Origin of the sequence: Nocardiopsis lambiniae, assembly GCF_031845465.1 — a bacterium.
Lineage (GTDB): Bacteria > Actinomycetota > Actinomycetes > Streptosporangiales > Streptosporangiaceae > Nocardiopsis > Nocardiopsis lambiniae.
Genome location: NZ_JAVREP010000004.1, coordinates 68,780 through 91,498, shown reverse-complemented (window position 1 = coordinate 91,498; position 22,719 = coordinate 68,780). Strand labels below are relative to the sequence as shown.

Genomic DNA, 22,719 nt, shown 5'->3' with positions numbered 1-22,719 from the left:
GTCAGGGGTGTCGCGCCCTGCTCCACGGGCCGGGCAGGACGCCGCCTCGTTCGAGGTGCCGGTGGAGGGTCTCGAAGGCCCGGTCGGCGCGGCGCAGGGCGATCGCCGGATCCGAGCCGGGCTCCTCGACGTCGCGCAGCGCAGAGGAGACGGTGTCGAACAGTTCGTCGGCCCGTTCCCGCTGAGCGGTGCTCGGACGTCGTTCGCGGCGGGAGGCGTCGGGTTCGGTCCGGGGCATGGCGGCTTCTCCGTCCGCTCGTGGGTCGGGTGGGGTTCGCACGTCGCGTGTTCGTCGGGGCAGCGGGCCTGATGGACCGGGCGGGGTCTCCGCGGGGTGGGCGCGGGAACGGGGACGGGTGAGCCGTGCGAACTCGCCCCAGGTGAGCCCGCTCATAGCCGTCCCAGGAGTTCGTCGGTGAGCCGCCGAGCGAGGGCGTCCTCGTCCCCCTCACGGGCGACGGGGACGGTGACCTCGGGGGCACCGGACATCGGCCGCCACCACCGATGGTCGGCGTGGCGGACGGTCACCCCGATCCCGGCGTGTTCGGCGCGCACGCTTCCGGACAGGTCACCGTCCATGGCGGCGATCCCCCGGCGGCGCAAGGCGGAGCGCGGTGCGAGGACCGCGTCTTCGGTCCCGTGGATTCCGTTCATGCCTCCAGCGTCGGGGATCCCTTTTCCTTCCCATAGGAATATCCTGGAATCCCAGGCGCTACCGGTAGCGTTGTCGGTAGCTTCATCTCATGACCCCCGAGATATTCGCAGAAGCGCTGACCTGCGCACGGGAAGCCGCGGGATTGAGCCAGACGCAGCTTGCGAAATCCGCCTCTTTGTCTCTTTCGTCGCTTAATCGGTGGGAAAATTCCGGTTCGCTTCCCCGGCGGGAGAACGCCGAGACGCTGGATCGCATCCTGGGATGCGGCGGATCCCTGCTGGCACGGCACCAGGAGGCGAAGGACGGGTTCACCCTCCCGCCTTGGGCGCGCTCGCTCTCCCACATCGAGGCCGAGGCGCGAGCGGCCGAAGCCGTCATCCCGAACATGGTCCCCGGATACCTGCAATCACCTTCCCTGGCCTCGCTGCTGTTCACGACCGCACGCCCTTGGATGTCGGAGGAAGAGACGGCCAAGCTCACCGCCCTTCGATGCGGCAGGCTCCATCAGTTGCCGCACCTGCGGGTGAAGGCCGCCTTCCCCATGTTCGTGTTGGACGCGCTCCCGGAAGAGATCCGGGCCGAACAGGTGACCGTGCTGTTGAAATGGATCGAGACCGGCAGGGTCGCCGTGCACCTGGTGCCACGCGGTTCCATACTTCTCACGCCCGGTAGCGCGACCACGGTCTATCACTTTCCCAACGGGGAGGTGGCGATCGCCGGAGACTGGAGCGGCGGTACCGTGTTGGCGGAGCGGTCGGATCACCCCGCACTGCTGGGAGGGGTGTCCTCCGCGCTTGCAGCGGCACTCCCGGCCAGGGAGTCACGAGAGATCTTGGAAGGTCTACGGTGAACGATTCTTGGTCCAAAAGCTCGTACAGCCCCAACAGCGGGAACTGTGTCGAGTGCAGGTGGACCGGCGAAGCGCAGATGCGCGACACGAAGAATCGTGAGGCCGGGCGCCTGGCCTTCTCCGGTGTGGAGTGGGCGGCCCTCCTGAACTCCGTGGCCGTGGCCCGCTGACCTCGTCCCGAACGGCGGCGGGACCCGCCGTGCCCGACAGGGGTGTGCGCCGCCGGTCTCCTCTCGGAGAGGATCGTTTCCGAGAACGGGCACGACCCGAGGAGGAGACCCTTGCCGTCCGCACACCCGACCCCCCGACGGGGTTCCGTCGTCGCCGTCGTGGCCCTCGGGGGCGGCCTCGGCGCCCTCGCCCGGTATGCCGTCGGCCTCTCCACCCCCGACCCCGATGCCCTGCCCTGGGCGATCCTGGCCGTGAACACCGTGGGCTGCGCCGCGATCGGCGTGCTGATGGTGGCCGTCACCGAACGGTGGGACGCCCATCCCCTGGTGCGCCCGTTCCTGGGAATCGGTGTGCTCGGCGGTTTCACCAGCTTCTCGGCCTACGCGTTCGACGTCCATCATCTGCTGGAGCAGGGGCGCACGATCGTCGCCGCCCTCTACCTGGCGGGCACGGTCGTGGCCGCGATGACCGCCGTGTGGGCCGGCGCCTCGGCCGCGCGGCGACTGTTCCCCGGGGAGGCACCATGAGCTGGCTGTGGGTGTTCGTCGGCGGTACGGCCGGGGCCGCCGCCCGCTACCTCGTCGACCACGCGGTCAAGGCCCGCGCCGACACGCCCTTCCCCTGGGGAACGCTGACGGTCAACGTCCTCGGCTGCGCGATCCTGGGCCTGCTGACCGGGCTCTCCGCCCACGGCGGGGTAACCGAGACGGTGCGGCTCACCCTCGGTGTCGGTCTGTGCGGGGCGCTGACCACGTATTCGACCTTCTCGTACGAGACGTTGACGCTCGCGGAGGCCGGTGAGCGCCGGGCCGCCGTGGTCAACGTGCTGGTGAGCGTGGTGGCCGGGGTCGGCGCCCTGTTGGGTGCGGCCGCGCTGGCCGGGTCCTGGTGACCAGCGCGGCCGTGGCCTACACGGCGCCGGTGCGGGCGTCCTTCCACAGGTCCAGCCCGCCGTCGACCGCGTGCTCGTCGATGGCGGCCAGCTCCTCCTTCGTGAACTCCAGGTTCCCCAGCGCCGCGACGTTCTGCTCCAGTTGGGAGACCGAGGAGGCCCCGGTGACCAGCGACGTCACCCGCGGGTCCCGCAGCGCCCAGGCCAGGGCCAACTGGGCCAAGGACTGCCCGCGCGACGTCGCGATGGCGTCGAGCGCGCGCAGGTGCCCCCGCGTCTCCTCCGACAGCCACGAGGTGTCGAACGACTTGTCCTGCGTCGCCCGCGACCCCTCCGGCACCCCGTCGAGGTAGCGGTCGGTGAGCAGTCCCTGCGCCAGCGCGGTGAAACCGATGACCCCCACGCCCAGTTCACCGACGGTGTCGAGCAGGCCCTCGGTCTCGATCCACCGGTTGAGCATCGAGTACGAGGGCTGGTGGATCAGCAGCGGCGTCCCCAGGTCCCGGAGGATCTCGTACGCCCGCCGCGTGCGCTCGGCGTCGTACGAGGAGATCCCCACGTACAGCGCCTTCCCCTGCCGCACCGCCGTGTCCAGCGCCCCCATGGTCTCCTCCAGGGGAGTGGTGGCGTCCAACCGGTGCGAGTAGAAGATGTCGACGTGGTCGAGTCCCATGCGTCGCAACGATTGGTCCAGGGAGGCCAGCACGTACTTGCGCGACCCGCCGCCCTGCCCGTACGGGCCCGGCCACATGTCCCAGCCGGCCTTGGTCGAGACGATCATCTCGTCGCGGTACGGCGCGAAGTCCTCGCGCATGAGCCGGCCGAAGTTGATCTCGGCGGCCCCGTAGGGCGGCCCGTAGTTGTTGGCGAGGTCGTGGTGGGTGATGCCCAGGTCGAACGCCCGGCGGGCGATGGCCCGCTGGGTCTCGAAGGGACGGTCGTCGCCGAAGTTGTGCCAGTACCCCAGGGACAGCACCGGCAGGTCCAGGCCGGAGCGTCCGGTGCGACGGTAGATCATGCTTCCGTCGTAGCGTTCGGGTGCGGCGACGTAGGTCATCTGGTGCGGCTTTCTCGTGTGGCTGCTGTCGAGGTGAGGGGCTTTCACTCTGCTCCCACCTGCGTCGCGTTGTCCAACAGGTGTTCGCGATCGGATTGAGAAGTCCCGCTTCTCAGTTCGGCGCGACCGCTTCGGCGAACCCCAGCCCGGTCAGGGCGCGGCGCAACCGTTGGGCCGCGTCCTCCAGGGCGTCCTGGTCCTCCTCGACGGAGGCGGAGGTGACGTCCAGGTCCTCGGTCTCCCACAGCGGCGACACGTGGATGTGCAGGTGGGGGACTTCGAGCCCGGCGATGAGGAGTCCGGCGCGCGGCGCGTCGAAGGCGTGCCTCACCCCCCGGCCGATGGCGCCCGCCACCCGGAAGCAGTGGTCGAGCAGCTCCGGGTCGGCGGTGGTCCAGTCGTCCACCTCGGCGCGCGGCACGACCAGGGTGTGCCCGGGCCTCAGGGGCGCGATGGACAGGAACGCCACGGCGACCGGGTCCTCCCAGACGAAGCGTCCCGGCAGTTCGCGGTCGATGATGCGGGTGAACAGGGTGGGCATGGTCGCCTCTCCGAACGGTGATCGCTGTCCTCCGAGGGGCGCGGCCCCTCGGAGGACACGTTCTCACGCGCGGTCGGGTTCCGCCTCCGGAAGAGGGTCTCGGCGCTGTCGGGCGGGGCGTGTCCGTGGCGGTCGGACACGTCGGCGCGGATCCACCGGTCGGCGGTGTCCGGGGCCGTGGGGGACCCGAGGTCGTGCGCCTCCCGTCGTGACGAGGCGTGCGGTGCGCCTAACGGGAACGCCCGACGGACGCTCGCAGGACCTCGTCGACGTGGTCCAGTTCGTCGTTCAGCCGGCTCGCCTCCAAAAGGAGCGCGCCATAGGGGAGACCGGGGTCGTCCACCGGGGGACCGTCGGGGGCGCGGCAGGCCTCCTCCAACTCGCGCTCGCACCGGTCGACCCGTTCCACCGCCTCGTGGAACCGCTCCACCGGGGGATCCCAGGTCGGACCCTCCGAGCCCCGCCAGTCCTCCAGGACCCGCCATGCCCCGGCCACGGCCAGGATCAGGTCCCCGCACCTGGCCGTCATGGCGGGGGTGGGGGAGGGGGCCTCCTCGCGTCCTCTGGCCAGGCTCCGTGCCACCGAGGCGATCTGGTGGATCGCCCGTTCCAGCGAGTCGATGAGCCGGTCGTGGTCGTGTACGTGCAGGCGGTCGCGGTGGAACAGCCGCCGGGGGTTGTAGAAGGTGCTCTCCCATGCGACTCCGCTCGTCTCCCGGGCCTGACGTGCGATCCGCGCCAGCTCCTCCGTACGCGAACGCCACTCCTCGGCGGTGTCCCGATCGGGGTGTCCCTCGCGCAGCGTCTCCCCGATGTCCTCGCACAGCCGGCGCAGCCCTCCGGCCAGGGAGGTGACCGCGCGCGCCACACCCCGCAACCGCAGCGGCGGCAGCAGGAGGAGGTTGACGGTCACCCCCGTGGCCGAACCCACGAGGACGACCACGAAGATCTCCACCGCCTGGCCGAGCAGTTCCCCGGTGTCGTTCAGACCGCTGAAGACGGCGAAGGCGAAGAACGCCGCCGTGCCGACCTGGGTGCCCTGGTCGCCCAGACGGCGCCAGCGGCCGATGGCCAGGGCCAGGAGCGCCGCGAGCGCGAAGTCCACCGGCCCCAGACCCACGAAGGCCACCAGGACGGTGGTCAGGGCGATGCCCAGGAGCACCGCCCCGACCATCCGCAACGATCGCAGCAGCGAGCGGTAGACGGTGATCTCCACCATCATCAGGGCCGCGAACGGGGCGAACGCCGGTGAGGCCGCCCCGATCACGTGATGGGCCAGGATCCAGGCCAGGGTCGTGGCCAGGGTCGCCTTCAGGAGCAGGACGGCGGTCTCCCGCCCCCGGCCGCCGAAGGCCGGGATCCGGCGGAGCAGACGGCGCACTCCGGCCGTGGGCGACACGGACTCCTCGGTGTCACGGTCCACCGCACTCCTCAATCCTCGGTGTCCTCCCGGTCGACCCGCCTCCTGAGCTTGTCCAGGGTGGCGGCCAGGAGCCGGGACACGTGCATCTGGGAACAGCCGATCTCATCGGCGATCTGCGCCTGGGTGCGCTCCGCGAAGAAACGCAGGTGGAGGATGGTGCGCTCGCGCGAGTTCAGACAGGACATCGCCGGGCGCAGTGATTCGCGTTCCACCACCAGCTCGTAGGAGTCGTCCTCCCGGCCGATCCGCTCCTCCAGGGTGGGTCCCTCCCCTTCCTCGCCCTTGTGGTCGGGCAGGTCCAGGGACAGGGTGCTGTAGGCCTGGGACGCCTGGAGCAGTTCTCGGATCTCCTCTTCGGGCAGACCCATCTCGGCGGCGAGTTCGTCGGTGCCGGGCTCACGGGCGTGGCGCTGCTGGAACTCGACGACGGCGCGGTGGAGACGGCCGCGCTGTTCCTGGTGTCGGCGCGGTACGCGCACGGCCCAGGTGTGGTCGCGGAAGTGGCGCTTGATCTCACCGGTGACGGTGGGCAGCAGGTAGGAGATGAACTTCTTCCCCCGGTGGGGGTCGTATCCGTGGATGGCCTTGACCAGGCCCAGGTGCGCGGTCTGGCGCAGGTCCTCGTAGGGTTCGCCGCGCCCGCTGTAGTGCCGGGCGATCCGGTACAGGAGCGGTCGGTACAGCTCCAGGACCCGTTCCTGGAGGAGAACGGCCTTCGGATTGCCCTCGGGCAGGGCCTTGAGGCCCGCCAGGAGTTCTTCGGCCGACCGCTCGTCGATGTCCTCGTCATCGACGGCGGTGCCGGAACCGGTGCGCTCACCGGTCGTGTTCACGGGCATGACGTCCTCCACGTGAGCGGGAGTGCGTTCGCGACGCCGCCTCCGCGTCCTCGTCGAAGTGCTGCTCGGCGGTCGCCCACCCGACGGGTGGGCCGCGATGGCCGTGGTCACCGTCGGGAGCCGGAACGGCTCCGGAGAGTGACCTCGGGCCTCTACTTTCCCGGTGGAATCGACGATTAAAGCGGTGATACACGCTTTTCGCGAAGTTTGACCGGGAGGTGGCGTGCCCTGTGATCGAAGGAGACGCCGTCCACCCTCGGTCGGGCGGGGCTCAGACGTTCACGCCCGGCGGCTCGGAGCCGTCGGGCGGTTCCGACACGGGACGGCGCGGGCCGTCCGGATCGGTGGGAGAACGGTGCCGGGAGAGCGGTCGGTCCCACGGGTGGGCGTCGTGGATCCCGTCCGGCGATGGCGGCCCCGGCCGCTCGGGGGCCGAGGGGCGCACAGGTCCACGGGCACCGGCGCGGCGATGCCCCGCCCGGAGGTCGACGGTACCGGGAGGGAAGACGACGCTCCGCGGTCCGCGCCACGCGATGAGGCCCCCGGATCCGGGTGCCGACTCAGGGGGCGCGTACCGCTCGGGGTCCTTTCGTCCGATCCCCCGTGACCGGACGGAAGGGCCCCGTGGAGGCTCGCCTCCTCATCGGTTGGGGCTCGCGGAACTCACGTCGGCCAGCGCGGAGCCCCCGTCGACGACCCTCGCGAGGTCCCCCATGGTCACGACGCCCACGAGTCGGCCGCCGTCCACGACGGGCAGGCGGCGTACGGCGCCCTGGCGCATCGTGTTCACGGCCTCGCGGATGTCGCTCCGCGGGGTCACGGTGACCATCTCGGAGCTACAGATCTCACCGGCGGTGTGGTCCGCGGGGTCGCCCCCCTGGGCCACGCACCGCACGATCACGTCCCGGTCGGTGACGATGCCCACCAGCCGGTCCTCCTCGGCGACGAGGACGTCGCCCAGGTCGGAGTCGCGCATGATCTCGGCGACCTCCCGCAGGGACGTGGCGGGCGCGACGGTGCGCACCGGTGCGGTCATCACGTCGGAGATGCTGTTCGTCGCCATCTTCGGCACCTTTCCTCTCGTCGGTTCGGAACTCTCGGAGCCCGTCTTCGGCCACTAGCCCGTAGGGCGGGGCGTAAACACCGGCCCCGGTGGACCCGGTCGCGCGGGACCGCCATGTTTACCTGGCCTTTCTGCAGGTAGTCGAATGGTTGCGCCGGGCATTCGGCGGCTCCACCCGCTCCCAGGAAGAAGGCTGAACACATGCGTGTCCTCGGTGTCAACGCGGTCTTCCACGATCCGGCCGCGGCGCTGGTCGTCGACGGCCACACGGTGGCGGCGGCCGAGGAGGAACGGTTCTCCCGCCGCAAGCACGGAAAGGATCCGCTCCCCTTCTCCACCTGGGAGTTGCCGGTGGAGGCGATGCGCTGGTGCCTGGAGAAGGGCGGACTCGCACCGCGGGACCTGGACGCCGTCAGCTACTCCTACCACCCCGCTCTGGCCGACCCCGAGGGGCCGGGCCAGGACACCGACTGGGAGCAGTTGCGCCTGTTCTACGTCGAACGGGTACCCCACTTCTTGGCCACCACGCTGCCGGGACTGGATCCGTCCCGGGTCGTCTACGTGGCCCACCACGTGGCCCACGCCGCCTCCGCGGTGTTCGCCGCGCCCCCGTTCCAGGGGAGCCGCGACTCCGCGGTGTTCGTCGCGGACGCACGGGGTGAGGCCACGTCGCACCTGGTCGGCACCTACATCGGCGGAGAATTCGAGGTACTGACCCGGCAACCGCTGCCCGACTCGCTGGGGCTGATCTACCAGCAGCTGACCGAACATCTGGGGTTCCGTCGCTTCGGCGACGAGTACAAGGTGATGGCCCTGGCCTCCTACGGGGAGCCCACGATGCTCGACCGGGTGCGCGAGCACCTGCGCTACGAGTCCGAAGGGCGGGTCCATGCCCGTGACATGCCGTGGGAATCCCTGGTGGGGCGGCTTCCGCCCGGCGCCGACCCGGAACGGGAGCACGCCGACCTGGCCGCCAGCGTCCAGGAGGCGACGGAGGAGGCGCTCCTGGGGGTGCTGGGGTGGACGTACGAGAACACCGGTCTGCGGCGGGTGACGATGGCGGGCGGGATGGCGCTCAACCACAGGGCCAACAGCCGCGTCTTCCGGGAGGGCCCCTTCGAGGACGTGTGGGTGCAGCCCGCGTCCGGGGACTCCGGGACCGCGCTGGGCGGCGCCCTGTACGTGGCGGCGCACAGCGGGGACGAGCCGTGGCCGATGCCCGGCGCCGATCTGGGGCGATCCTGGGACGAGGACGAACTGGCGGACCTGCTGCGCGACGCCGAGGTCTCCGTCGAACGCCCCGCCGACCTGCCCGCCGCGGTCGCCTCGGCGCTGTCCGACAACGCCCTGGTGGCGTGGTTCCAGGGCCGCTCGGAGTACGGGCCCCGCGCGCTGGGGCACCGCTCCCTGCTGGCCAACCCGGCCGACCCGGCCAACCTCGAACGCCTCAACCGGGTCAAGGGCAGGGAGCGTTTCCGCCCGGTGGCCCCGATGGTGGTGGAGGAACGGGCCTCGGAGATCTTCTTCGGCGGCCCGCTGCCCAGCCCGTACATGCTCTTCTCGCACGAGGTGGCGCGGGAGTGGCGTGAGCGCATTCCCGCCGTCGTCCACGTGGACGGCACGGCCCGCGTGCAGACGGTCTCACCGGCGGACGACCCGCTCACCTCTCGCCTGTTGTCCGAGTTCGAACACCTCACGGGCCTACCGGTCCTGGTCAACACCGGCCTCAACACGGACGGCCGCCCGATGGTGGACTCCCCCCGGGACGCGCTGGAGTACCTCGGCTCCGCCCCCGTGGACGTGCTGGCCATCGGCCCGTTCCTCGTTCGCCGTCGCGGAGGGACGTCGTGACGGCCGACGGCGGATACCCGCCGCCGGTGCCCGCGGCGGGCGGGGAGAGCCCGGCGGGACGCCGCGCCTGGAGGCACCCGAGGAGAGGGGCTCCGCGCGAGACGGCGGTCGGCCCCGCCCCGGCACCTCCCGCGCCCCGGCACCTCCCGCGCCCCCGGTCTCGCGTACGACCGGGAGTGGTCCGCACGTGATGGTGCCGTGCCGCCGACCGGCGGCACGGCACCATCACGTGCGGGCGGCGTCAGGCCGGGATCGCGCCGGTGGGGCGGTCCCAGTTCCGGTGCAGGCCGATGAGGCGGGTGAACTCGGCGACGCAGATGTCGTCGGACTCCGGCGCGACGATCACACCCAGCTCCTCCCTGGTCCGCCGCGCCGGGGTGACGACGCGCTCGGGCAGCGGCGGCGCGATCGCCAGCCCCGCGCCGGCCCCCACCAGCACCAGCGGCTTATGGTGCTTGTAGGCCTCCAACACGAAGTGGCGGGCCAGGCCGTCGTCGGACAGGACCGCGACGGCGTCGGCGCCGTCGGGAACGGCCACCGCGTCGTAGAGCACCGAGGACATCGTGGGCAGGGCCCGGTCCACGGTCAGGGCGCCGCCGTCGGTGGTGCGCACGGCACCGTCGGTGGCGGCGAGCAGTTCCACGATCGCGCCCTCCGCGATCAGCGGTTCGCGCAACCCCTCCACGCTCGCCGCGTCCACGCCGTCGGCGACCAGGATGGCGACCTGACGGCCGACCACGGAACCGAAGGTCGTCTCGGCCTGGCTGAGCGCGGGGGAGGAGCGGCCGTGGTTGGGCGTCGTCTCCTCCTCGGGCGCCTCCACCCCGACCCCTTCGGCCACGGCCGAGGCCAGCCCGTGATCGACGTTGTCGAGGTTGGTCACCACCCGTTGGCGCACCGCGAGCTCCTCGCACTTGCCCAGCTCGAAGCGGAACGCGGCGACGAGGTGCTCGCGCTCCCAGGAGGCCAGGCTGTTGTAGAACAGGGTGGCCTGGGAGTAGTGGTCCTTGAAGCTCTCCGCCCGCTCGCGGATCTTTCGGCCCTCCACCTTCTCCGTGTAGTGGCGGTGGACCCCCTCGTCGGCCATCGCCGGGCAGCCCCCGCCCAGGGAGTTGGGGAAGTAGGAGGTCCCGCCCCGGTGCACCCGGTGCTGGGCGAATCCGTCCCGCTGGTTGTTGTCGACGGGTGCGACGGGTCGGTTGACCGGGATCTGCTGGAAGTTGGAGCCGCCCAGCCGCAGCAGCTGGGTGTCCAGGTAGGAGAAGTTGCGGGCCTGGAGCAGCGGGTCGTTGGTGAAGTCGATCCCGGGCACCACGTTGGCGGTGTGGAAGGCGACCTGTTCGGTCTCGGCGAAGAAGTTGTCGGGGTTGCGGTCCAGGGTGAGCCTGCCGATCGGCCGGACCGGGACCTCTTCCTCGGGGATGATCTTGGTGGCGTCCAGCAGGTCGAAGTCGAAGGCGTGCTCGTCCTCCTCCGGGACCAGCTGCACGCCCAGTTCCCACTCGGGGTACTGCCCGCGTTCGATGGACTCCCACAGGTCGCGCCGGTTGAAGTCGGGGTCCTTGCCCTGGATGCGCTGGGCCTCGTCCCACACCAGGGAGTGGGTGCCCAGCATCGGCTTCCAGTGGAACTTGACGAACACGCCCTCACCCCGGGCGTTGACGAACCGGAAGGTGTGCACCCCGAACCCCTGCATGGTCCGGTAGCTGCGCGGGATGGCCCGGTCCGACATCAGCCACATCATCATGTGCGTGGTCTCGGGTTGCAGTCCCACGAAGTCCCACAGGGTGTCGTGCGCCGACTGCGCCTGCGGGATCTCGTTGTGCGGTTCGGGCTTGACCGCGTGCACGAAGTCCGGGAACTTGATGCCGTCCTGGATGAAGAACACCGGCATGTTGTTGCCGACCAGGTCGTAGTTGCCCTGTTCGGTGTAGAACTTCACCGCGAACCCGCGCACGTCGCGCACCGTGTCGGCCGACCCTCGCGAGCCCGCCACGGTGGAGAACCGCACGAACACCGGGGTGACCACGTCCGGACCGCTCAGGAAGTGGGCGGCGGTCAGGTCCGACAGGTCCTCGTAGGGGCGGAAGCGCCCGTAGGCTCCGGCGCCCCGGGCGTGCACGACGCGTTCCGGGATGCGCTCGTGGTCGAAGTGGGTGATCTTCTCACGGGCGTGGAAGTCCTCCAACAGCGTGGGGCCCCGCGCACCGGCGGTGAGCGAGTTGTCGGTGTCCTCCACCCGCACCCCGGTATCGGTGGTCAACGGGCCTTCGGAGTCGGTCCGGTCGGCGTCGAGCCGACGGTCCTTGGCGTCACGGGTCTCGTCGTTCATCGGGTCACTCCCCCGGGCGGTTCCTCGATGCTCCCTGTCCAGAGGTGCCACTGACCGGTCGGCGAGCAGTGAAACACACAGGTGTGGATCCGGGTCGGCGGGGCAGTGGCACGCGGAAGAGAGAAGAGAGGGGATCGGTGATGACCGAACGACGACCACCGGCGCAGAGCCAGCCCCATCCGGGACTGACCGAGCCCATGGAGCCCCGCCCGCGCGACGAGATGCGCGACTATCGGGGCAGCGGCCTGCTGGAGGGCAAACGCGCGCTGATCACCGGAGGCGACTCGGGGATCGGCCGGGCCACGGCGGTGGCCTTCGCCAAGGAGGGCGCCGACGTGGTGTTCGGCTACCTGAGCGAGGACGCCGAGGCGCGGCACACCGTCGGACTCGTCCAGGAACAGGGGCGACGGGCGGTGGCGGTGCGCGGCGACCTCGCCGACGAGTCCCACTGCGCGCACCTGGTGCGCAGGGCGGTGGACGAACTCGGTGGGATCGACGTCCTGGTCGAGCACGCCGCCACCCAGGCCCCGGTGGAGGACATCACCGAGCTGACCACCGAACAGTTGCGCCGCACCTTCGACGTCAACGTCATGGGGGTGTTCTGGACCGTGCGCGAAGCGGTGCCGCACATCCCCGACGGCGGTTCGATCATCATCACCGGGTCGATCAACGGTCTGCGCGGCAACGACACGCTGATCGACTACGCGGCGAGCAAGTCCGCCGTCATGAACCTGTCGCTGTCGTTGTCCCAGTCGCTCATGGACCGTGGCATCCGGGTGAACTGTGTGGCGCCCGGACCGGTGTGGACGCCGCTCATCCCCGCCACCCTCGGAGAGAAGGGGGCCGAGGGTTTCGGGGAGCAGGCGCCCATGGAGAGGGCGGCCCATCCCGACGAGATCGCGCCCTCGTACGTGTTCTTCGCCAGTGGACGGCTGTCGTCGTACTACTCGGGGGAGACCCTGGCGCCGACCGGGGGCGAGATCCAGGCCGGCTGACGGCGGGCGGGGGCGGGGCGGACACGGTCCGCCCCGCCCCCGTGCGTCCCCGCCTCGACCGGCGTCCTACACCCGCGACGATCCGCGTGACCGGGGGCGGTGACACTCCGCGTCATCTCCCCCTCGTCGGGGCCGCGCGGCCGCACATCCCCGACGGACGTGGGTGTTCCCCGGGTGTCAGCTCCGGGCCCGCGAGGTGCGGTCGTCGCTCTCCTTGCGCAGGGCGTCCACGAGCTGGGACTTGGTCATCTTCGAGCGACCCTCCACGCCGAGGCGGCGGGCCTGCTCGTAGAGGTGCTCCTTGGTGGCGTTGGCGTTCACGCCCCCGGCGGTGTCGGAGTCCCCCCGCCCGCGCTTCCTCGCGTTCGGGTCGGCGGCCCGGGCGTCCGAGGGACCTTTGTCCTTCTTGGGCTCCCAGTGATCGCCGACCTTCTCGAAGGCGTGCTTGACGGCGGCCATGGCGACCCGGTGGGCGCGCTCGCCCTCGCCGTACCGTTCGACGGCCGAGTCGTGGGCCTTGATCCACGTGCGCTGTGCCTTCTTCGACGACCTGCGCAGTGTGTCGGGCAGTTCCCGAGTCCCGGGCACGGGACCCACCTCCTTCGGTGTGGGATGTCGGGTGTCGGATCCGGCTCGGGCCGGTTCACGGACGGAAGAGCACCTTGACGGCGCCGTTCCGCTTCTTCTGGAACATGGCGTAGGCGTCGGACGCCTCGTCCAGGGACATGTGGTGGGTGGCGAAGTCGTCCACCCCCAGCACGTCGGTGTCGTCGAGCAGCGGCAGGATGTCGGGCGTCCAGCGGCGCACGTTGGCCTGGCCCATCCGGAGCTGGATCTGCTTGTCGAACAGGGTGAGCATGGGCAGCGGGTCGGCGGTGCCGCCGTAGACGCCGATGATCGAGATGGTGCCGCCCCGGCGGACCAGTTCGATGGCGGTCCGCAGTGCCGAGAGCCGGTCCACGCCGACGTTCTCCATGAGCGTGGCCGCCGCGCCCTTGGGCAGGAACGAGGTGAGCCGCTGGGCGAACCGGGCCGGCCCGTGGCCGTCGGCCTCCAGCCCGACCGCGTCGATGACGGCGTCGGGCCCCTGGCCTCGGGTCCGTTCGCGGATCCGCTCGATGAGGTCGTCGATGCCGTCGGAGGAATCGAACACCTCCACGCCCCGGGCGGAGGCCCGGAGCCGGCGCTCCGGCACGGGGTCCACCCCGAAGACCCGCCCCGCGCCCAGGTGGTGGGCCACCCGGCAGCACATGTCACCGATGGGCCCCAGACCCAGGACGGCGACCGAGCCGCCCTCGGGCACGTCGGCGTAGCGGACGGCCTGCCAGGCCGTGGGCAGTACGTCGGACAGGAACACGTACCGGTCGGCGGGGCCGTGGGACGGGACCGGGATGACGTTGGCCTCGGCACGGGGCACGCGCAGGTACTCCGCCTGGGCCCCGGGCACGGAACCGTACAGGGAGCTGTATCCGTAGATGGGCGCGCCGGTGCCCTGCTCGTCGTCGCGGGTGTTCTCGCACTGGGTCTGGAGTCCGCTCCGACACGTGACGCAGTGGCCGCAGGAGATCTGGAAGGGGACCACGACGCGTTGGCCGGGGACCAGGGAGGTCACGTCGGGGCCGACCTCCTCGATGACGCCCAGGGGCTCGTGCCCCAGGATGTCGCCCTGGCGCATGAAGGGGCCCAGGACCTCGTACAGGTGCAGGTCCGATCCGCACAGGCCCGAACTCTCGACCTTGAGGATCACGTCCCCGGGATCCTCGACGCGGGGATCGGGGACCTCCTCGGTGCGCACGTCGCGCGTGCCGTTCCACACGACCGCCCTCATGTTCCCTCCCGGTGTCGGAAAGCGTCCTCGGTCCGTCGTGGGCGGGCCACTACCCGTGCGCTCCCAGGGGAAACACCGGCGTCAACCGGCGGGCAGGTCCTGGAGGAAGGCGGAGGTGACCGGGTCGATGCCGCCCGCCACGGCCGAGACCCGCCAGGGCCGGTCTGCGGTGTCGGCGAGGGCCAGCACGGGCAGTCCCCGGGCGTGGGTCTTGCGGACCACGGGGGCCGGGACCAGGGCGATGCCCAGGTCGCGCCGGACCAGGTCGAGGAGGGTGTGGATGTCGTTGACCGTGTAGTGGACGCGGCGGTGGACGCCCCGGGCGGCGAAGGCGGCCTCGTTGATCTCACGGGCCGCCCAGCTGTGCTTCAGGTCCACGAACCCCCGGCCCTCCAGGTCGGACCAGTGCGCGGTGTCCCGGTCGGCGAGGGGGTGATCGGGGGCGCAGAGCAGGACGAGGGGTTCGGCGGCCAGGGGGAGCCACCGCAGCCCGTCGGTGGGCCGTCCGTTGCCACCGGTGGCGACGAAGGCGACGTCCAGGGTGCCCTGGCGCATGCGCTCCAGGAGGGTCGTGCTGCCCGCCTGGTCGAACACGATGTCGACGTGCGGGTGGCGGCGGTGGAAACGGGCGAGCAGCTCGGTGATGTCGATGACGCCCAGACACTGTTCGCTGCCCAGCCGCAGGGACCCCTGGAGGTGGGCGGTGGTCGCGGCGACCGCGTCGCGCCCCGCCGCGGCCAGGTCGAGCATGCCGCGGGCCTTGGGCAGCAGCGCGAACCCGGCGGGGGAGAGTTCGACGCTGCGGGTGGTGCGGTGGAACAGGGGGGAGCCGAGTTCGCGCTCCAGGGTGCGGATCGCCGCGGACAGCCCCGACTGGGAGACATGGGTGCGTTCGGCCGCACGGGTGAAGCTGCGCTCCTCGGCGACGGCGACGAAGTATTCGACCTGGCGTAGTTCCACGTCGTTCATTATCGCCGGGCCGGCGCCCTCCCCGGCGGGGGTGCGGGGAGGGCGCCGGAGGGGGTCAGGAGGTGTGTTCGCCCAGGTACTCGGCGAACTTCTCCAAGCCGTCGATGTTGCGGGGACCGGAGATGCCCTCGTTGTAGTCGAGGATGAAGAAGTTCTCCTCGGCGACGGCCGGGACGTCGGCCAGGGCGGGCAGGTCGGTGAGGAACCCGATCTTGTCCTCGGCGGGCTGGTCGCCGTAGTCGAGGATGATGATGACCTCGGGCTCGGCCTCCACGACGGCCTCCCAGCCGACCTGGGTCCAGCGTTCGTCGAGGTCGGCGAAGATGTTGCGGCCACCGGCGAACCGGATGATGTCGTTGGGCGGTACCTGGGAGCCGGCGGTGAAGGGCTGGTCGGTGCCCGAGTCGTAGAGGAACACGGGGACGGGCTCGCCCTCCGGTACCTGCTCCTCGACCGTTTCGACGCGGGCGCGGTAGTCGGCGACGAGCTCGGTGGCGCGGTCCTCCACCCCGAAGATGGCGCCCAGCCGCTCCAGGTCGGTGAACAGCCCCTCGAACGGGGTCACCTCCTCGGGGTGCCCCGGGTAGTTGAAGCACGACTCGGTGTGCATGAAGCTCTGGATGCCGAGCCCGTCGAGGATCTCCGGGGTGATGCCGCGCTGGTCGCTGAAGCCCGAGTTCCAGCCCGCGACGACGAAGTCGGCCTCGGCGTCGACGACCAGTTCGCGGTTGAGGAGGTCGTCGCTGAGGAACTCCACCCGGGCGTACTCGTCGGCCCACGGGGACTCGGTGACGGGCGGGTTGGCCGGTGGCATGACGTAGCCGTGGACGTGGTCGGTCAGGCCCAGGGAGAACATCTTGTCGGCGCTGCCGCCCTCGTAGACGACCGCGCGCTCGGGGGTGGTGTACTCGATCTCCTCGCCGCAGCGGGGGACGGTGACGGTGGCCGGGGCGCCCGCCCGGTTCGGTTCCTCTTCGACCCGGGCGCCGCAGCCGGTGGCGGCCAGGGCGGTCAGGGCCAGTGCGGCGGCGGTGAGGGGACGGTGGTTCACGGAGTGCCTTTCTCGTGGGTGAGTCGGTAGAGCAGCTGGGGGTCGCCCGTGAGGGGGTGGGCGACGACGGTGGCCTCGACGCCGAAGACGTCGCGGATCAGCTCGGGGGTGAGGACCTCGGCCGGCGGTCCGGTGGCGACGAGGCGGCCCTCCTCCAGGACGCCGATGCGGTCGCACGCGGCGGCGGCGAGGTTGAGGTCGTGCAGGACGACCAGGGTGGTGACGCCGAGCCCGCGCAGCAGCGACAGCAGGTGGATCTGGTGCCGGACGTCGAGGTGGTTGGTGGGCTCGTCCAGGACCAGCACGCGGGGTTCCTGGACCAGGGCGCGGGCCATGAGGACGCGTTGGCGTTCGCCGCCGGACAGGGTCAGCACGCCGCGATGGGCGAGGTGGGCGACGTCCATGGAGTCCATGGCGTGCTCGCACAGTTCCCGTTCGCGGGCGGTGAGGGGTCCGTTGCCGCGCTGGTGGGGGACCCGGCCCAGGGCGACGATCTCGGCGACGGTGAAGTCGAGGTCGCTGCCGTTCTCCTGGGTCAGGGCGGCGACGCGGCGGGCCCCCTCGCGGGGCCGCAGGTCGGCGAGGTCGTCGCCCCCGACGCGGACGGTGCCGCCGCTGGGGCGCAGGGCCCGGTAGACACAGCGCAGCGCGGTGGACTTGCCCGAACCGTTGGGACCGATGAGACCGACCACGGAACCGTCCGCGACGTCCAGGTCCAGGGAGTGCACGAGGGTGGTGCCGTCGAGGGCGACGGTGAGGCCGTCCAGGCTCAGGCGCATCAGCGTCCTCCGAACAGGTAGCCGCGACGGCGCATGAGGGTGAGGAACACCGGGACGCCGATGAGGGCGGTGAGCACGCCCAGGGGGAGTTCGCGGGGCGCGGCGATGGTGCGCGAGACCAGGTCGACCCAGATCATCAGGACCGCCCCGGCCAGGGGCGCGATGGTCAGGACCCGACGGTGGGCGGCGCCGACGAGGATGCGCACGACGTGCGGGACGACCAGGCCCACGAACCCGATGGCGCCGCTGACGGCGACCATGGCGCCGGTCATCAGCGCCGTGATGAGGAACAGGACGCGGCGCGTCCGGTCGACGTCGACGCCCAGGCTGGTGGCGGTCTCGTCGCCCAGGGCGGTGGCGTCCAGGCGGCGGGACATGGTGTGCAGCGCGGCCAGACCGGCCAGCACGATGACGGCGACGACGGGCAGGGATCCCCAGGTGGCGGCGCCGAAGCCGCCCATGGTCCAGAACAGGACGGTGGCGGTGGCCTCGTTGCCGGGGGCCAGGTAGATGATGACGCTCATGATCGCCTGGAACCCGAAGGAGAGGGCGACACCGGTGAGGACCAGCCTCAGCGGGGTGATGCCGGCCGGTGAACGGGCGATGAGGTGGACGAGCAGGGTCGCGGTCAGCGCGCCGAGGAAGGCCCCGGCCGAGACGGCGTACGGGCCCAGGGCGGCCAGCGCGCCCAGGACGCCGACCGTGACGGCGCCGACGGAGGCCCCGGAGGAGACGCCGAGGATGTAGGGGTCGGCGAGGGGGTTGCGGACCAGGGCCTGGACGGCGACGCCGACCGCGCCCAGACCGGCGCCGACGAGGGCGGCCAGGACGACGCGGGGGGTGCGGATGTTCCAGATGATCTGGTAGCGGGTGACCTCGTCGGGGGCGATGGCGCCGCCGGTGAGGGCGGCCCAGAGGTAGCGGGCGGTCTCGGCGGGCGGGATGAGGGCGGTGCCCAGGCCGATGGCGGGCAGGGTGGAGGCGGCCAGGAGCAGGGCCAGGACGAGGGCGGCGACGGCGGTGCCTGTGGGGGTGGTGAGCCACCTGGGGTGGGGCGTGCGCGGGGGTGTGGGCGGTGGCGCCGTCACCGACGGTGCGGAGGTCGGGGGCACTCGTGCTCCTTGTCCGAGTGTGAGGGCGGGGTCGACCCTCATCGTGGAAATGACAACGGTTGTCATGTTAGGGGTGATTCGGTCCCCGTGGGGGCGGAACACCGGATCCGGGGCGTCGAGGTGTGGAGGGGGCGCCCCCGCCGGAGGAGGAAGGGAGGGAACGGCGGGGACGCCCGGTCGGGGGGACGTCGGACACCCGGTCGCACCGAGCGGAGACGTCCGGCGTCTCGCGCGAGTCGCCCCGGGGTCCCGGAGCGGCGACGGGTGCGCCACCGGGGCGGGGCGTCGGTTCGTCGGAGGCCGCTTCCCCCGGTGGCACGGCGCTACGGGACGCGGCGGGATCCTCCGGGATCCGGTGTGGGCCTCGTGCGCGGCGGCACCGGACCCGGCCGGGTCCGGGCGCGGCGGTCCGCTCAGCCCTCGACGGCCGCGAAGGGGTCGTCGGCGAAGGTCGAGGTCGTCTCGTCGTCGGTGAGCAGGCAGGAGTCGAGCAGCGCGATGAGCCGGTCCGTGTCCAGGTCCACGCCGGTGAACGCCAGGTGCTGCCCCCGGTCGCCCACGGCCGGGTCCCAGTCCAGGAGCGCGGCGGTGCGGCGGGCCTCGGGCACCAGGTCCAGCGCGGCCTCGGGCAGTGCCGCGAGCCAGGGGCCCGCGGCGGCCACGGTGGCCATGTCGCGGTGGGAGTCCCACACCAGGACGGTGTCCGGGCGGCTGCCCAGCCACAGCCGTCCCCGGCCGCGCAGGCTCATCGACACGAGCCCGTCCATGGCGTCGTGCAGCCGGGTGGGGTGCACGGGGCGGCGGCGCGACCACACCACGGTGCGCACCCGGCCGTGGGAGTGCTCGCCGTGGTGGGCGGAGAGCGGGTCGGTGCGGTTGTGCGCGGCGGCGGTGTCGAACCGGCCCGCGGTGAGCGCCGAGGTGTCGGTGGGGTCCATGACGGCGGCGGCCGGGTTGAGGTGTTCGACGAGGGCGCGGGCCTCGGCGAGGTGGCGCCGGCCGTGCAGGGCGATCGCGGTCGGGTACTCGATCTGGCGGCTGAGCACCTCGGAGACGGCGCGGTCGTCGTCCCGGGCGATGTCCAGGCCCCGGTCGGCGAGTTCGTCGTGGCCGGCCAGGTCGGGCAGGAGGCGGTCGGCGTCCACGGCCGTGACGACGGCGGTGAGGACGAGTTCGTCGCGGGCGGCGATCGCCTCGGCCACCGAACGGGGCTCGACGCCGTCCCAGGCGTCGACGACGCACAGGCCGTGGTCGCCGCCCGCGGCGAGGTCGAGCAGGAAGGGGACGAGGTCCTCGCGCAGGGTGCACGAGGCGCAGGCGTGGACGAGGTCGACGCGTGCGCGGTCGACGGTGCCCCCGGGGTCCCGGACGACCCGGTACACGGTGCCCCGGTCGATCTCGGACAGGTCGTGGTGGACGACGAGGGTGCGGGGAACGGTGAGGGCGGCCCGGACGGTGCGCTCGCGTGCGTCGCGGTGCAGGCCGGTGATCACGGCCACGCGCATGGTCGCCTCCTCTCTTGTGAAAATGAAAACCGTTCTCAAAAGATACACGAGGTCGGTCCCGGGATGGTCCCCGGGGGGTGTGGACCACGTCTCGGTCGCCCCGGAAAACCGGTGGCGGGGCCGCTGAGCCCCATGAGAGAACGAAGGCCCCCGCCCTCGTCGGAAGAGGTCCGCCACGTGCCTCCGGTCACCGACCACACGCGTCTCACCGGGCGCTCCTTCGCCGGATTCGCCGCCACGATGCTCCTGGTCGAGTTCATGGTCGTCGGCATGGGCGCGGTGGACCTGCTGATGATCGCCCCCCTGGGGATGGTCCACGTCGCCGCGCTGGGCCTGGGCGATCTCCTCGCCGTGGCCCTGTTCTCGTTCTTCGCCGGCCTGGTGCACGCCCTGTCCGGTCGGTTGGCCGTCGCCGAGGGCGCCGGTGAGACGGTCCGCCGCCTGCCGGTCCTGGCCGTGGCCGGGGCGGCGCTGCTGGCCGTGTTCCAGGTCGTGGGCCTGATCGCGGCCCCGCTCGTGGCGCCGGCGCTCACCGCCGCGGGCCAGGACCCGCTCCTCGTGCCCGCCGTGGCCGACCACCTGGGCGTGCGGCTGGGCGGACTCGCCCTCGCGCTGACCGCCTCCGTGACGGGTGTGGCGTTGCGGGTGTGCGGTGCCAAGGGCACGGCCACGGCGGTGCTCGCGGTCGGCTTCGTCGCCAACCTCGCTCTCGACCACGCTTTCCTGTACACCGGCCTGGCGGTGTGGTTCTCATCGCCCGAGGCCGCGGTGGCCTGGGCGACCGTCGGCGCGCAGGCGGTGATGCTCCCCGTGGGCGCGCTCGCGCTGTACCGGCTCCTGGTCCGACGCGGGGAGCGCCCCGTGCGGCCGTGTGCGCGCGAGGTGGGGCGGGAACTGCGCACCCTGGTCCCCACCGCGTGCGGCATCGGCGGACGCCACGTCAACGACTACATGGGCGCCGTGCTGCCGGTGCTGTTCATCGGCACCCTGGGCGCGGAGGCGGTGGCCGCCACCGCCGTGGCCACCCGCGTCTACACCCTGTACTGCCGTCTGCCGCAGTCGTGCTTCGAGGCGGCGTTCGTGTTCTACGGCTACGCCCGGGGCGGCCCGGACGCCCGGTGGACCGTGCGGACCCTCACCCGGTACGCGGGCGCGGTCACCGCGGTGAGCGGTGTGGCGGCCGTGGCGGCGGCGCCCTGGCTCGTGGCGGCGTTCTCCGGCGGGGGTGTGGACCCGGAGCCGGCCCGTTGGCTGTTCCTCGCCTACATGGCGGGCCTGCCCGCGTACTTCTTCGACCAGCTCCGGGCCCGGTTCCTGAGCGTGCACCGTCGTGGCGGCGTGCTGGTGGCGACCTCGCTGCTCACCTACGCGGTGACGGTGCCCCTGGCGTGGTGCGCGGTGTTCGTGTGGGGGTCGGCGTTCGGGGCGATCGCGGGCCGCGCCGTCGGGTACGCCCTGTCGGCCCTGTGCCTGGGGCGGGCACTGGACCGACAGTGGGCGTCGACGGGCTGACGGTTTCACCCGACGGTGGCGCGGGCGCCGGTGAAGGTGCGTCCGCCCGGGGCCAGGGCGGCCAGGGCCGGGGCGATGACACAGGCCAGGGCGCAGCCGACGAGCACCGGTCCGGTGCCCCACGCGGCGGCGGCCGGGGCGATGAGCGCCAGCCCCACCGGCGCCAGGCCGTAGGACAGCAGGAAATCGAGGGAGGACACCCGGGCCAGCTTGTCGGGGGCGACCTCGCGCTGCACGGAGGTGAACCAGGGCACGTTGAACAGTTCGATGCCCACCCCCACCAGCGCGTAGGCGACCAGCACCACGATCGGGCCCACCGGGGCGATCAGGCTCAGCGGGGCCAGCGCGTACAGTCCCAGCCCGGCCAGGGCCGCCCACCCCTGGGCGCGCGGTCGCCACCGGGACACGATGACCGCGCCGAGCAGGGCGCCCGCGGTGTAGGCGGTCAGCGCCCCGGCCAGGACCGCCTCGGTGCCGTAGTGGTCGCGGCTCGCCAGCGGCAGCAGTACGCCGGTGGCGGAGTAGCCGGTGGCGATGACGACGGTGAGGGCGCCCAGGCCGGCCAGGAACCACGGGTGGCGGCGCGCCTCGGCCAGACCGTCGAGGAACTCGGTGTGGAAGGGCGCGCGGCTGCGCGGCGCCACGGCGGCCGAACCGGGGGCGGGGGCCAGGGCGGCGATCAGCCACAGGGCGGCGGTGCCCAGGATCAGCACCCAGGTGCCGGTGACCAGGGCCAGCAGCGCGGTCAGGCCGGGGGCGAGCAGGGTGCTGACGCGGGTGGAGAAGGTCAGGGCGGCGTTCGCCCTCTGCCGGTCCGGCTCGGCGACGACCTCGGCGGTCAGCGCCTGGAAGGCGGGCCGGCAGGCGCCCTGGCCCGCGCCGACGACCGTCGCGGCCACGGCCATCAGCGCGGTGGAGCCTCCCAGGCCGACGACGAGGAGCGGGGTGGCCAGGGCGGCGGCCAGGCCCGACCACAGCACGACCGCCCGGCGTGAGTGGCGATCGGCGAGCAGGCCGCCGGCGGGGACGGCGACGAGGAAGCCGGCGGTGCGCAGGGCCAGGACCAGACCGAGGTCGATGGCGGTGAGGGTGCCGTCCAGGACGGCCAGCCCCAGGATGAAGGGTAGAGCCCAGGTGGCCAGGCCCGATGCGGTGGTGGCGCTCCACAACCGCAGGAAGTCGGGATCGCGCAGCAGGCCGCCCCGGCGGGCGGTGGGTTCGGTGTTCGGCGCCGTTGTCGAGGACACGCGGTGGTTCTCACTCTCCGGAAGGTGGTGATGGCTGCCCGTCCACT

23 protein-coding genes are annotated in these 22,719 nt (G+C 72.1%); 7 read left to right on the top strand and 16 right to left on the bottom strand.

Annotated elements, in window-relative coordinates; genetic code table 11:
- Position 1: 1 nt before the first annotated feature.
- Positions 2 to 238 carry a hypothetical protein gene (locus tag RM479_RS08100; protein WP_311511103.1) on the bottom strand — a complete coding sequence of 79 codons (237 nt, stop codon included), beginning with the start codon at positions 236 to 238 and terminating at the stop codon, positions 2 to 4.
- Between the two features lie 152 nt (positions 239 to 390).
- Complete coding sequence (locus RM479_RS08095; protein ID WP_311511102.1) at positions 391 to 654, bottom strand: hypothetical protein; 264 nt, start codon at positions 652 to 654, stop codon at positions 391 to 393.
- Between the two features lie 89 nt (positions 655 to 743).
- Between RM479_RS08095 and RM479_RS08090 the strand changes: the two genes are divergently transcribed.
- From RM479_RS08090 to crcB (RM479_RS08075), 4 genes are all read left to right on the top strand, one after another.
- The gene (locus RM479_RS08090; protein ID WP_311511101.1) at positions 744 to 1,505 is read left to right on the top strand and encodes a Scr1 family TA system antitoxin-like transcriptional regulator; all 762 of its coding nucleotides are present in this window, start codon (positions 744 to 746) and stop codon (positions 1,503 to 1,505) included.
- Positions 1,502 to 1,675 carry a DUF397 domain-containing protein gene (locus RM479_RS08085; RefSeq protein WP_311511100.1) on the top strand — a complete coding sequence of 58 codons (174 nt, stop codon included), beginning with the start codon at positions 1,502 to 1,504 and terminating at the stop codon, positions 1,673 to 1,675. The genes RM479_RS08090 and RM479_RS08085 overlap by 4 nt, the downstream gene beginning before the upstream one ends.
- A gap of 111 nt (positions 1,676 to 1,786) precedes the next feature.
- Positions 1,787 to 2,203 (top strand): fluoride efflux transporter CrcB, encoded by a 417-nt coding sequence (gene crcB, locus RM479_RS08080; RefSeq protein ID WP_311511099.1) that lies wholly within the window; start codon positions 1,787 to 1,789, stop codon positions 2,201 to 2,203.
- The gene (crcB, locus tag RM479_RS08075) at positions 2,200 to 2,568 is read left to right on the top strand and encodes a fluoride efflux transporter CrcB (protein WP_311511098.1); all 369 of its coding nucleotides are present in this window, start codon (positions 2,200 to 2,202) and stop codon (positions 2,566 to 2,568) included. The genes crcB (RM479_RS08080) and crcB (RM479_RS08075) overlap by 4 nt, the downstream gene beginning before the upstream one ends.
- A 16-nt stretch (positions 2,569 to 2,584) precedes the next feature.
- Here crcB (RM479_RS08075) and mgrA read toward each other — a convergent pair whose 3' ends face one another.
- The 5 genes from mgrA to RM479_RS08050 all read right to left on the bottom strand — a co-directional run bounded on the left by mgrA (position 2,585) and on the right by RM479_RS08050 (position 7,491).
- Entirely contained in the window at positions 2,585 to 3,625 is a 1,041-nt protein-coding gene (mgrA, locus tag RM479_RS08070; protein WP_311511097.1) for an L-glyceraldehyde 3-phosphate reductase, read from the bottom strand.
- Positions 3,626 to 3,737: 112 nt separating this feature from the next.
- The gene (locus RM479_RS08065; RefSeq protein WP_311511096.1) at positions 3,738 to 4,166 is read right to left on the bottom strand and encodes an HIT family protein; all 429 of its coding nucleotides are present in this window, start codon (positions 4,164 to 4,166) and stop codon (positions 3,738 to 3,740) included.
- 229 nt (positions 4,167 to 4,395) lie between these two features.
- Positions 4,396 to 5,589: an aromatic acid exporter family protein gene (locus tag RM479_RS08060; protein ID WP_311511095.1), complete on the bottom strand. Its 1,194-nt coding sequence runs from the start codon at positions 5,587 to 5,589 to the stop codon at positions 4,396 to 4,398.
- 8 nt (positions 5,590 to 5,597) lie between these two features.
- Positions 5,598 to 6,428 (bottom strand): SigB/SigF/SigG family RNA polymerase sigma factor, encoded by an 831-nt coding sequence (locus RM479_RS08055; protein ID WP_311511094.1) that lies wholly within the window; start codon positions 6,426 to 6,428, stop codon positions 5,598 to 5,600.
- A 640-nt stretch (positions 6,429 to 7,068) separates the two neighbouring features.
- Entirely contained in the window at positions 7,069 to 7,491 is a 423-nt protein-coding gene (locus tag RM479_RS08050) for a CBS domain-containing protein (protein WP_311511093.1), read from the bottom strand.
- A 201-nt stretch (positions 7,492 to 7,692) separates the two neighbouring features.
- Here RM479_RS08050 and RM479_RS08045 point away from each other — a divergent pair, with 201 nt between their 5' ends.
- Positions 7,693 to 9,342: a carbamoyltransferase family protein gene (locus RM479_RS08045; RefSeq protein WP_311511092.1), complete on the top strand. Its 1,650-nt coding sequence runs from the start codon at positions 7,693 to 7,695 to the stop codon at positions 9,340 to 9,342.
- Positions 9,343 to 9,583: 241 nt separating this feature from the next.
- Here the strand turns inward: RM479_RS08045 and RM479_RS08040 are convergent, their stop codons facing one another.
- Positions 9,584 to 11,674 carry a catalase gene (locus RM479_RS08040; RefSeq protein ID WP_311511091.1) on the bottom strand — a complete coding sequence of 697 codons (2,091 nt, stop codon included), beginning with the start codon at positions 11,672 to 11,674 and terminating at the stop codon, positions 9,584 to 9,586.
- Between the two features lie 140 nt (positions 11,675 to 11,814).
- Between RM479_RS08040 and RM479_RS08035 the strand changes: the two genes are divergently transcribed.
- Positions 11,815 to 12,669: an SDR family oxidoreductase gene (locus tag RM479_RS08035; RefSeq protein WP_311511090.1), complete on the top strand. Its 855-nt coding sequence runs from the start codon at positions 11,815 to 11,817 to the stop codon at positions 12,667 to 12,669.
- A gap of 177 nt (positions 12,670 to 12,846) precedes the next feature.
- Here the strand turns inward: RM479_RS08035 and RM479_RS08030 are convergent, their stop codons facing one another.
- The 7 genes from RM479_RS08030 to RM479_RS08000 all read right to left on the bottom strand — a co-directional run bounded on the left by RM479_RS08030 (position 12,847) and on the right by RM479_RS08000 (position 19,913).
- The gene (locus RM479_RS08030) at positions 12,847 to 13,257 is read right to left on the bottom strand and encodes a ChaB family protein (protein ID WP_311511089.1); all 411 of its coding nucleotides are present in this window, start codon (positions 13,255 to 13,257) and stop codon (positions 12,847 to 12,849) included.
- A gap of 55 nt (positions 13,258 to 13,312) precedes the next feature.
- The gene (locus tag RM479_RS08025) at positions 13,313 to 14,497 is read right to left on the bottom strand and encodes an alcohol dehydrogenase catalytic domain-containing protein (RefSeq protein WP_311511088.1); all 1,185 of its coding nucleotides are present in this window, start codon (positions 14,495 to 14,497) and stop codon (positions 13,313 to 13,315) included.
- A gap of 81 nt (positions 14,498 to 14,578) precedes the next feature.
- Positions 14,579 to 15,457 carry a LysR family transcriptional regulator gene (locus RM479_RS08020; RefSeq protein ID WP_311511087.1) on the bottom strand — a complete coding sequence of 293 codons (879 nt, stop codon included), beginning with the start codon at positions 15,455 to 15,457 and terminating at the stop codon, positions 14,579 to 14,581.
- Positions 15,458 to 15,521: 64 nt separating this feature from the next.
- The gene (locus RM479_RS08015) at positions 15,522 to 16,517 is read right to left on the bottom strand and encodes an ABC transporter substrate-binding protein (RefSeq protein WP_311511086.1); all 996 of its coding nucleotides are present in this window, start codon (positions 16,515 to 16,517) and stop codon (positions 15,522 to 15,524) included.
- Positions 16,514 to 17,296 (bottom strand): ABC transporter ATP-binding protein, encoded by a 783-nt coding sequence (locus RM479_RS08010; RefSeq protein WP_311511085.1) that lies wholly within the window; start codon positions 17,294 to 17,296, stop codon positions 16,514 to 16,516. The genes RM479_RS08015 and RM479_RS08010 overlap by 4 nt, the downstream gene beginning before the upstream one ends.
- Positions 17,296 to 18,450, bottom strand: coding sequence for a FecCD family ABC transporter permease (locus RM479_RS08005; RefSeq protein ID WP_397221621.1), 1,155 nt, complete (start codon positions 18,448 to 18,450; stop codon positions 17,296 to 17,298). Before RM479_RS08005 ends, RM479_RS08010 begins: the two co-directional genes overlap by 1 nt.
- A gap of 371 nt (positions 18,451 to 18,821) precedes the next feature.
- A complete protein-coding gene (locus tag RM479_RS08000; protein WP_311511084.1) occupies positions 18,822 to 19,913 on the bottom strand; it encodes a CobW family GTP-binding protein in 1,092 nt (363 codons plus the stop codon).
- A gap of 177 nt (positions 19,914 to 20,090) precedes the next feature.
- On the opposite strand from RM479_RS08000, the gene RM479_RS07995 reads away from it, so the two are divergent.
- Positions 20,091 to 21,425, top strand: a complete 1,335-nt coding sequence (locus tag RM479_RS07995) for an MATE family efflux transporter (protein WP_311511083.1) — start codon at positions 20,091 to 20,093, stop codon at positions 21,423 to 21,425.
- A gap of 5 nt (positions 21,426 to 21,430) precedes the next feature.
- Here the strand turns inward: RM479_RS07995 and RM479_RS07990 are convergent, their stop codons facing one another.
- A complete protein-coding gene (locus tag RM479_RS07990) occupies positions 21,431 to 22,672 on the bottom strand; it encodes an MFS transporter (protein ID WP_311511082.1) in 1,242 nt (413 codons plus the stop codon).
- Between the last annotated feature and the right edge of the window lie 47 nt (positions 22,673 to 22,719).

What these genes read in the sequence shown, in the direction of transcription:
- RM479_RS08055 (WP_311511094.1), bottom strand. Translation starts at nt 6,428, where the DNA reads ATGCCCGTGAACACGACCGGTGAGCGCACCGGTTCCGGCACCGCCGTC.
- RM479_RS08005 (WP_397221621.1), bottom strand. Translation starts at nt 18,450, where the DNA reads ATGAGGGTCGACCCCGCCCTCACACTCGGACAAGGAGCACGAGTGCCC.
- RM479_RS08100 (WP_311511103.1), bottom strand. Translation starts at nt 238, where the DNA reads ATGCCCCGGACCGAACCCGACGCCTCCCGCCGCGAACGACGTCCGAGC.
- RM479_RS08045 (WP_311511092.1), top strand. Translation starts at nt 7,693, where the DNA reads ATGCGTGTCCTCGGTGTCAACGCGGTCTTCCACGATCCGGCCGCGGCG.
- RM479_RS08050 (WP_311511093.1), bottom strand. Translation starts at nt 7,491, where the DNA reads ATGGCGACGAACAGCATCTCCGACGTGATGACCGCACCGGTGCGCACC.
- RM479_RS08040 (WP_311511091.1), bottom strand. Translation starts at nt 11,674, where the DNA reads ATGAACGACGAGACCCGTGACGCCAAGGACCGTCGGCTCGACGCCGAC.
- RM479_RS08095 (WP_311511102.1), bottom strand. Translation starts at nt 654, where the DNA reads ATGAACGGAATCCACGGGACCGAAGACGCGGTCCTCGCACCGCGCTCC.
- mgrA (WP_311511097.1), bottom strand. Translation starts at nt 3,625, where the DNA reads ATGACCTACGTCGCCGCACCCGAACGCTACGACGGAAGCATGATCTAC.
- crcB (WP_311511098.1), top strand. Translation starts at nt 2,200, where the DNA reads ATGAGCTGGCTGTGGGTGTTCGTCGGCGGTACGGCCGGGGCCGCCGCC.
- RM479_RS08000 (WP_311511084.1), bottom strand. Translation starts at nt 19,913, where the DNA reads ATGCGCGTGGCCGTGATCACCGGCCTGCACCGCGACGCACGCGAGCGC.
- RM479_RS08035 (WP_311511090.1), top strand. Translation starts at nt 11,815, where the DNA reads ATGACCGAACGACGACCACCGGCGCAGAGCCAGCCCCATCCGGGACTG.
- RM479_RS08090 (WP_311511101.1), top strand. Translation starts at nt 744, where the DNA reads ATGACCCCCGAGATATTCGCAGAAGCGCTGACCTGCGCACGGGAAGCC.
- RM479_RS08065 (WP_311511096.1), bottom strand. Translation starts at nt 4,166, where the DNA reads ATGCCCACCCTGTTCACCCGCATCATCGACCGCGAACTGCCGGGACGC.
- RM479_RS08010 (WP_311511085.1), bottom strand. Translation starts at nt 17,296, where the DNA reads ATGCGCCTGAGCCTGGACGGCCTCACCGTCGCCCTCGACGGCACCACC.
- RM479_RS08025 (WP_311511088.1), bottom strand. Translation starts at nt 14,497, where the DNA reads ATGAGGGCGGTCGTGTGGAACGGCACGCGCGACGTGCGCACCGAGGAG.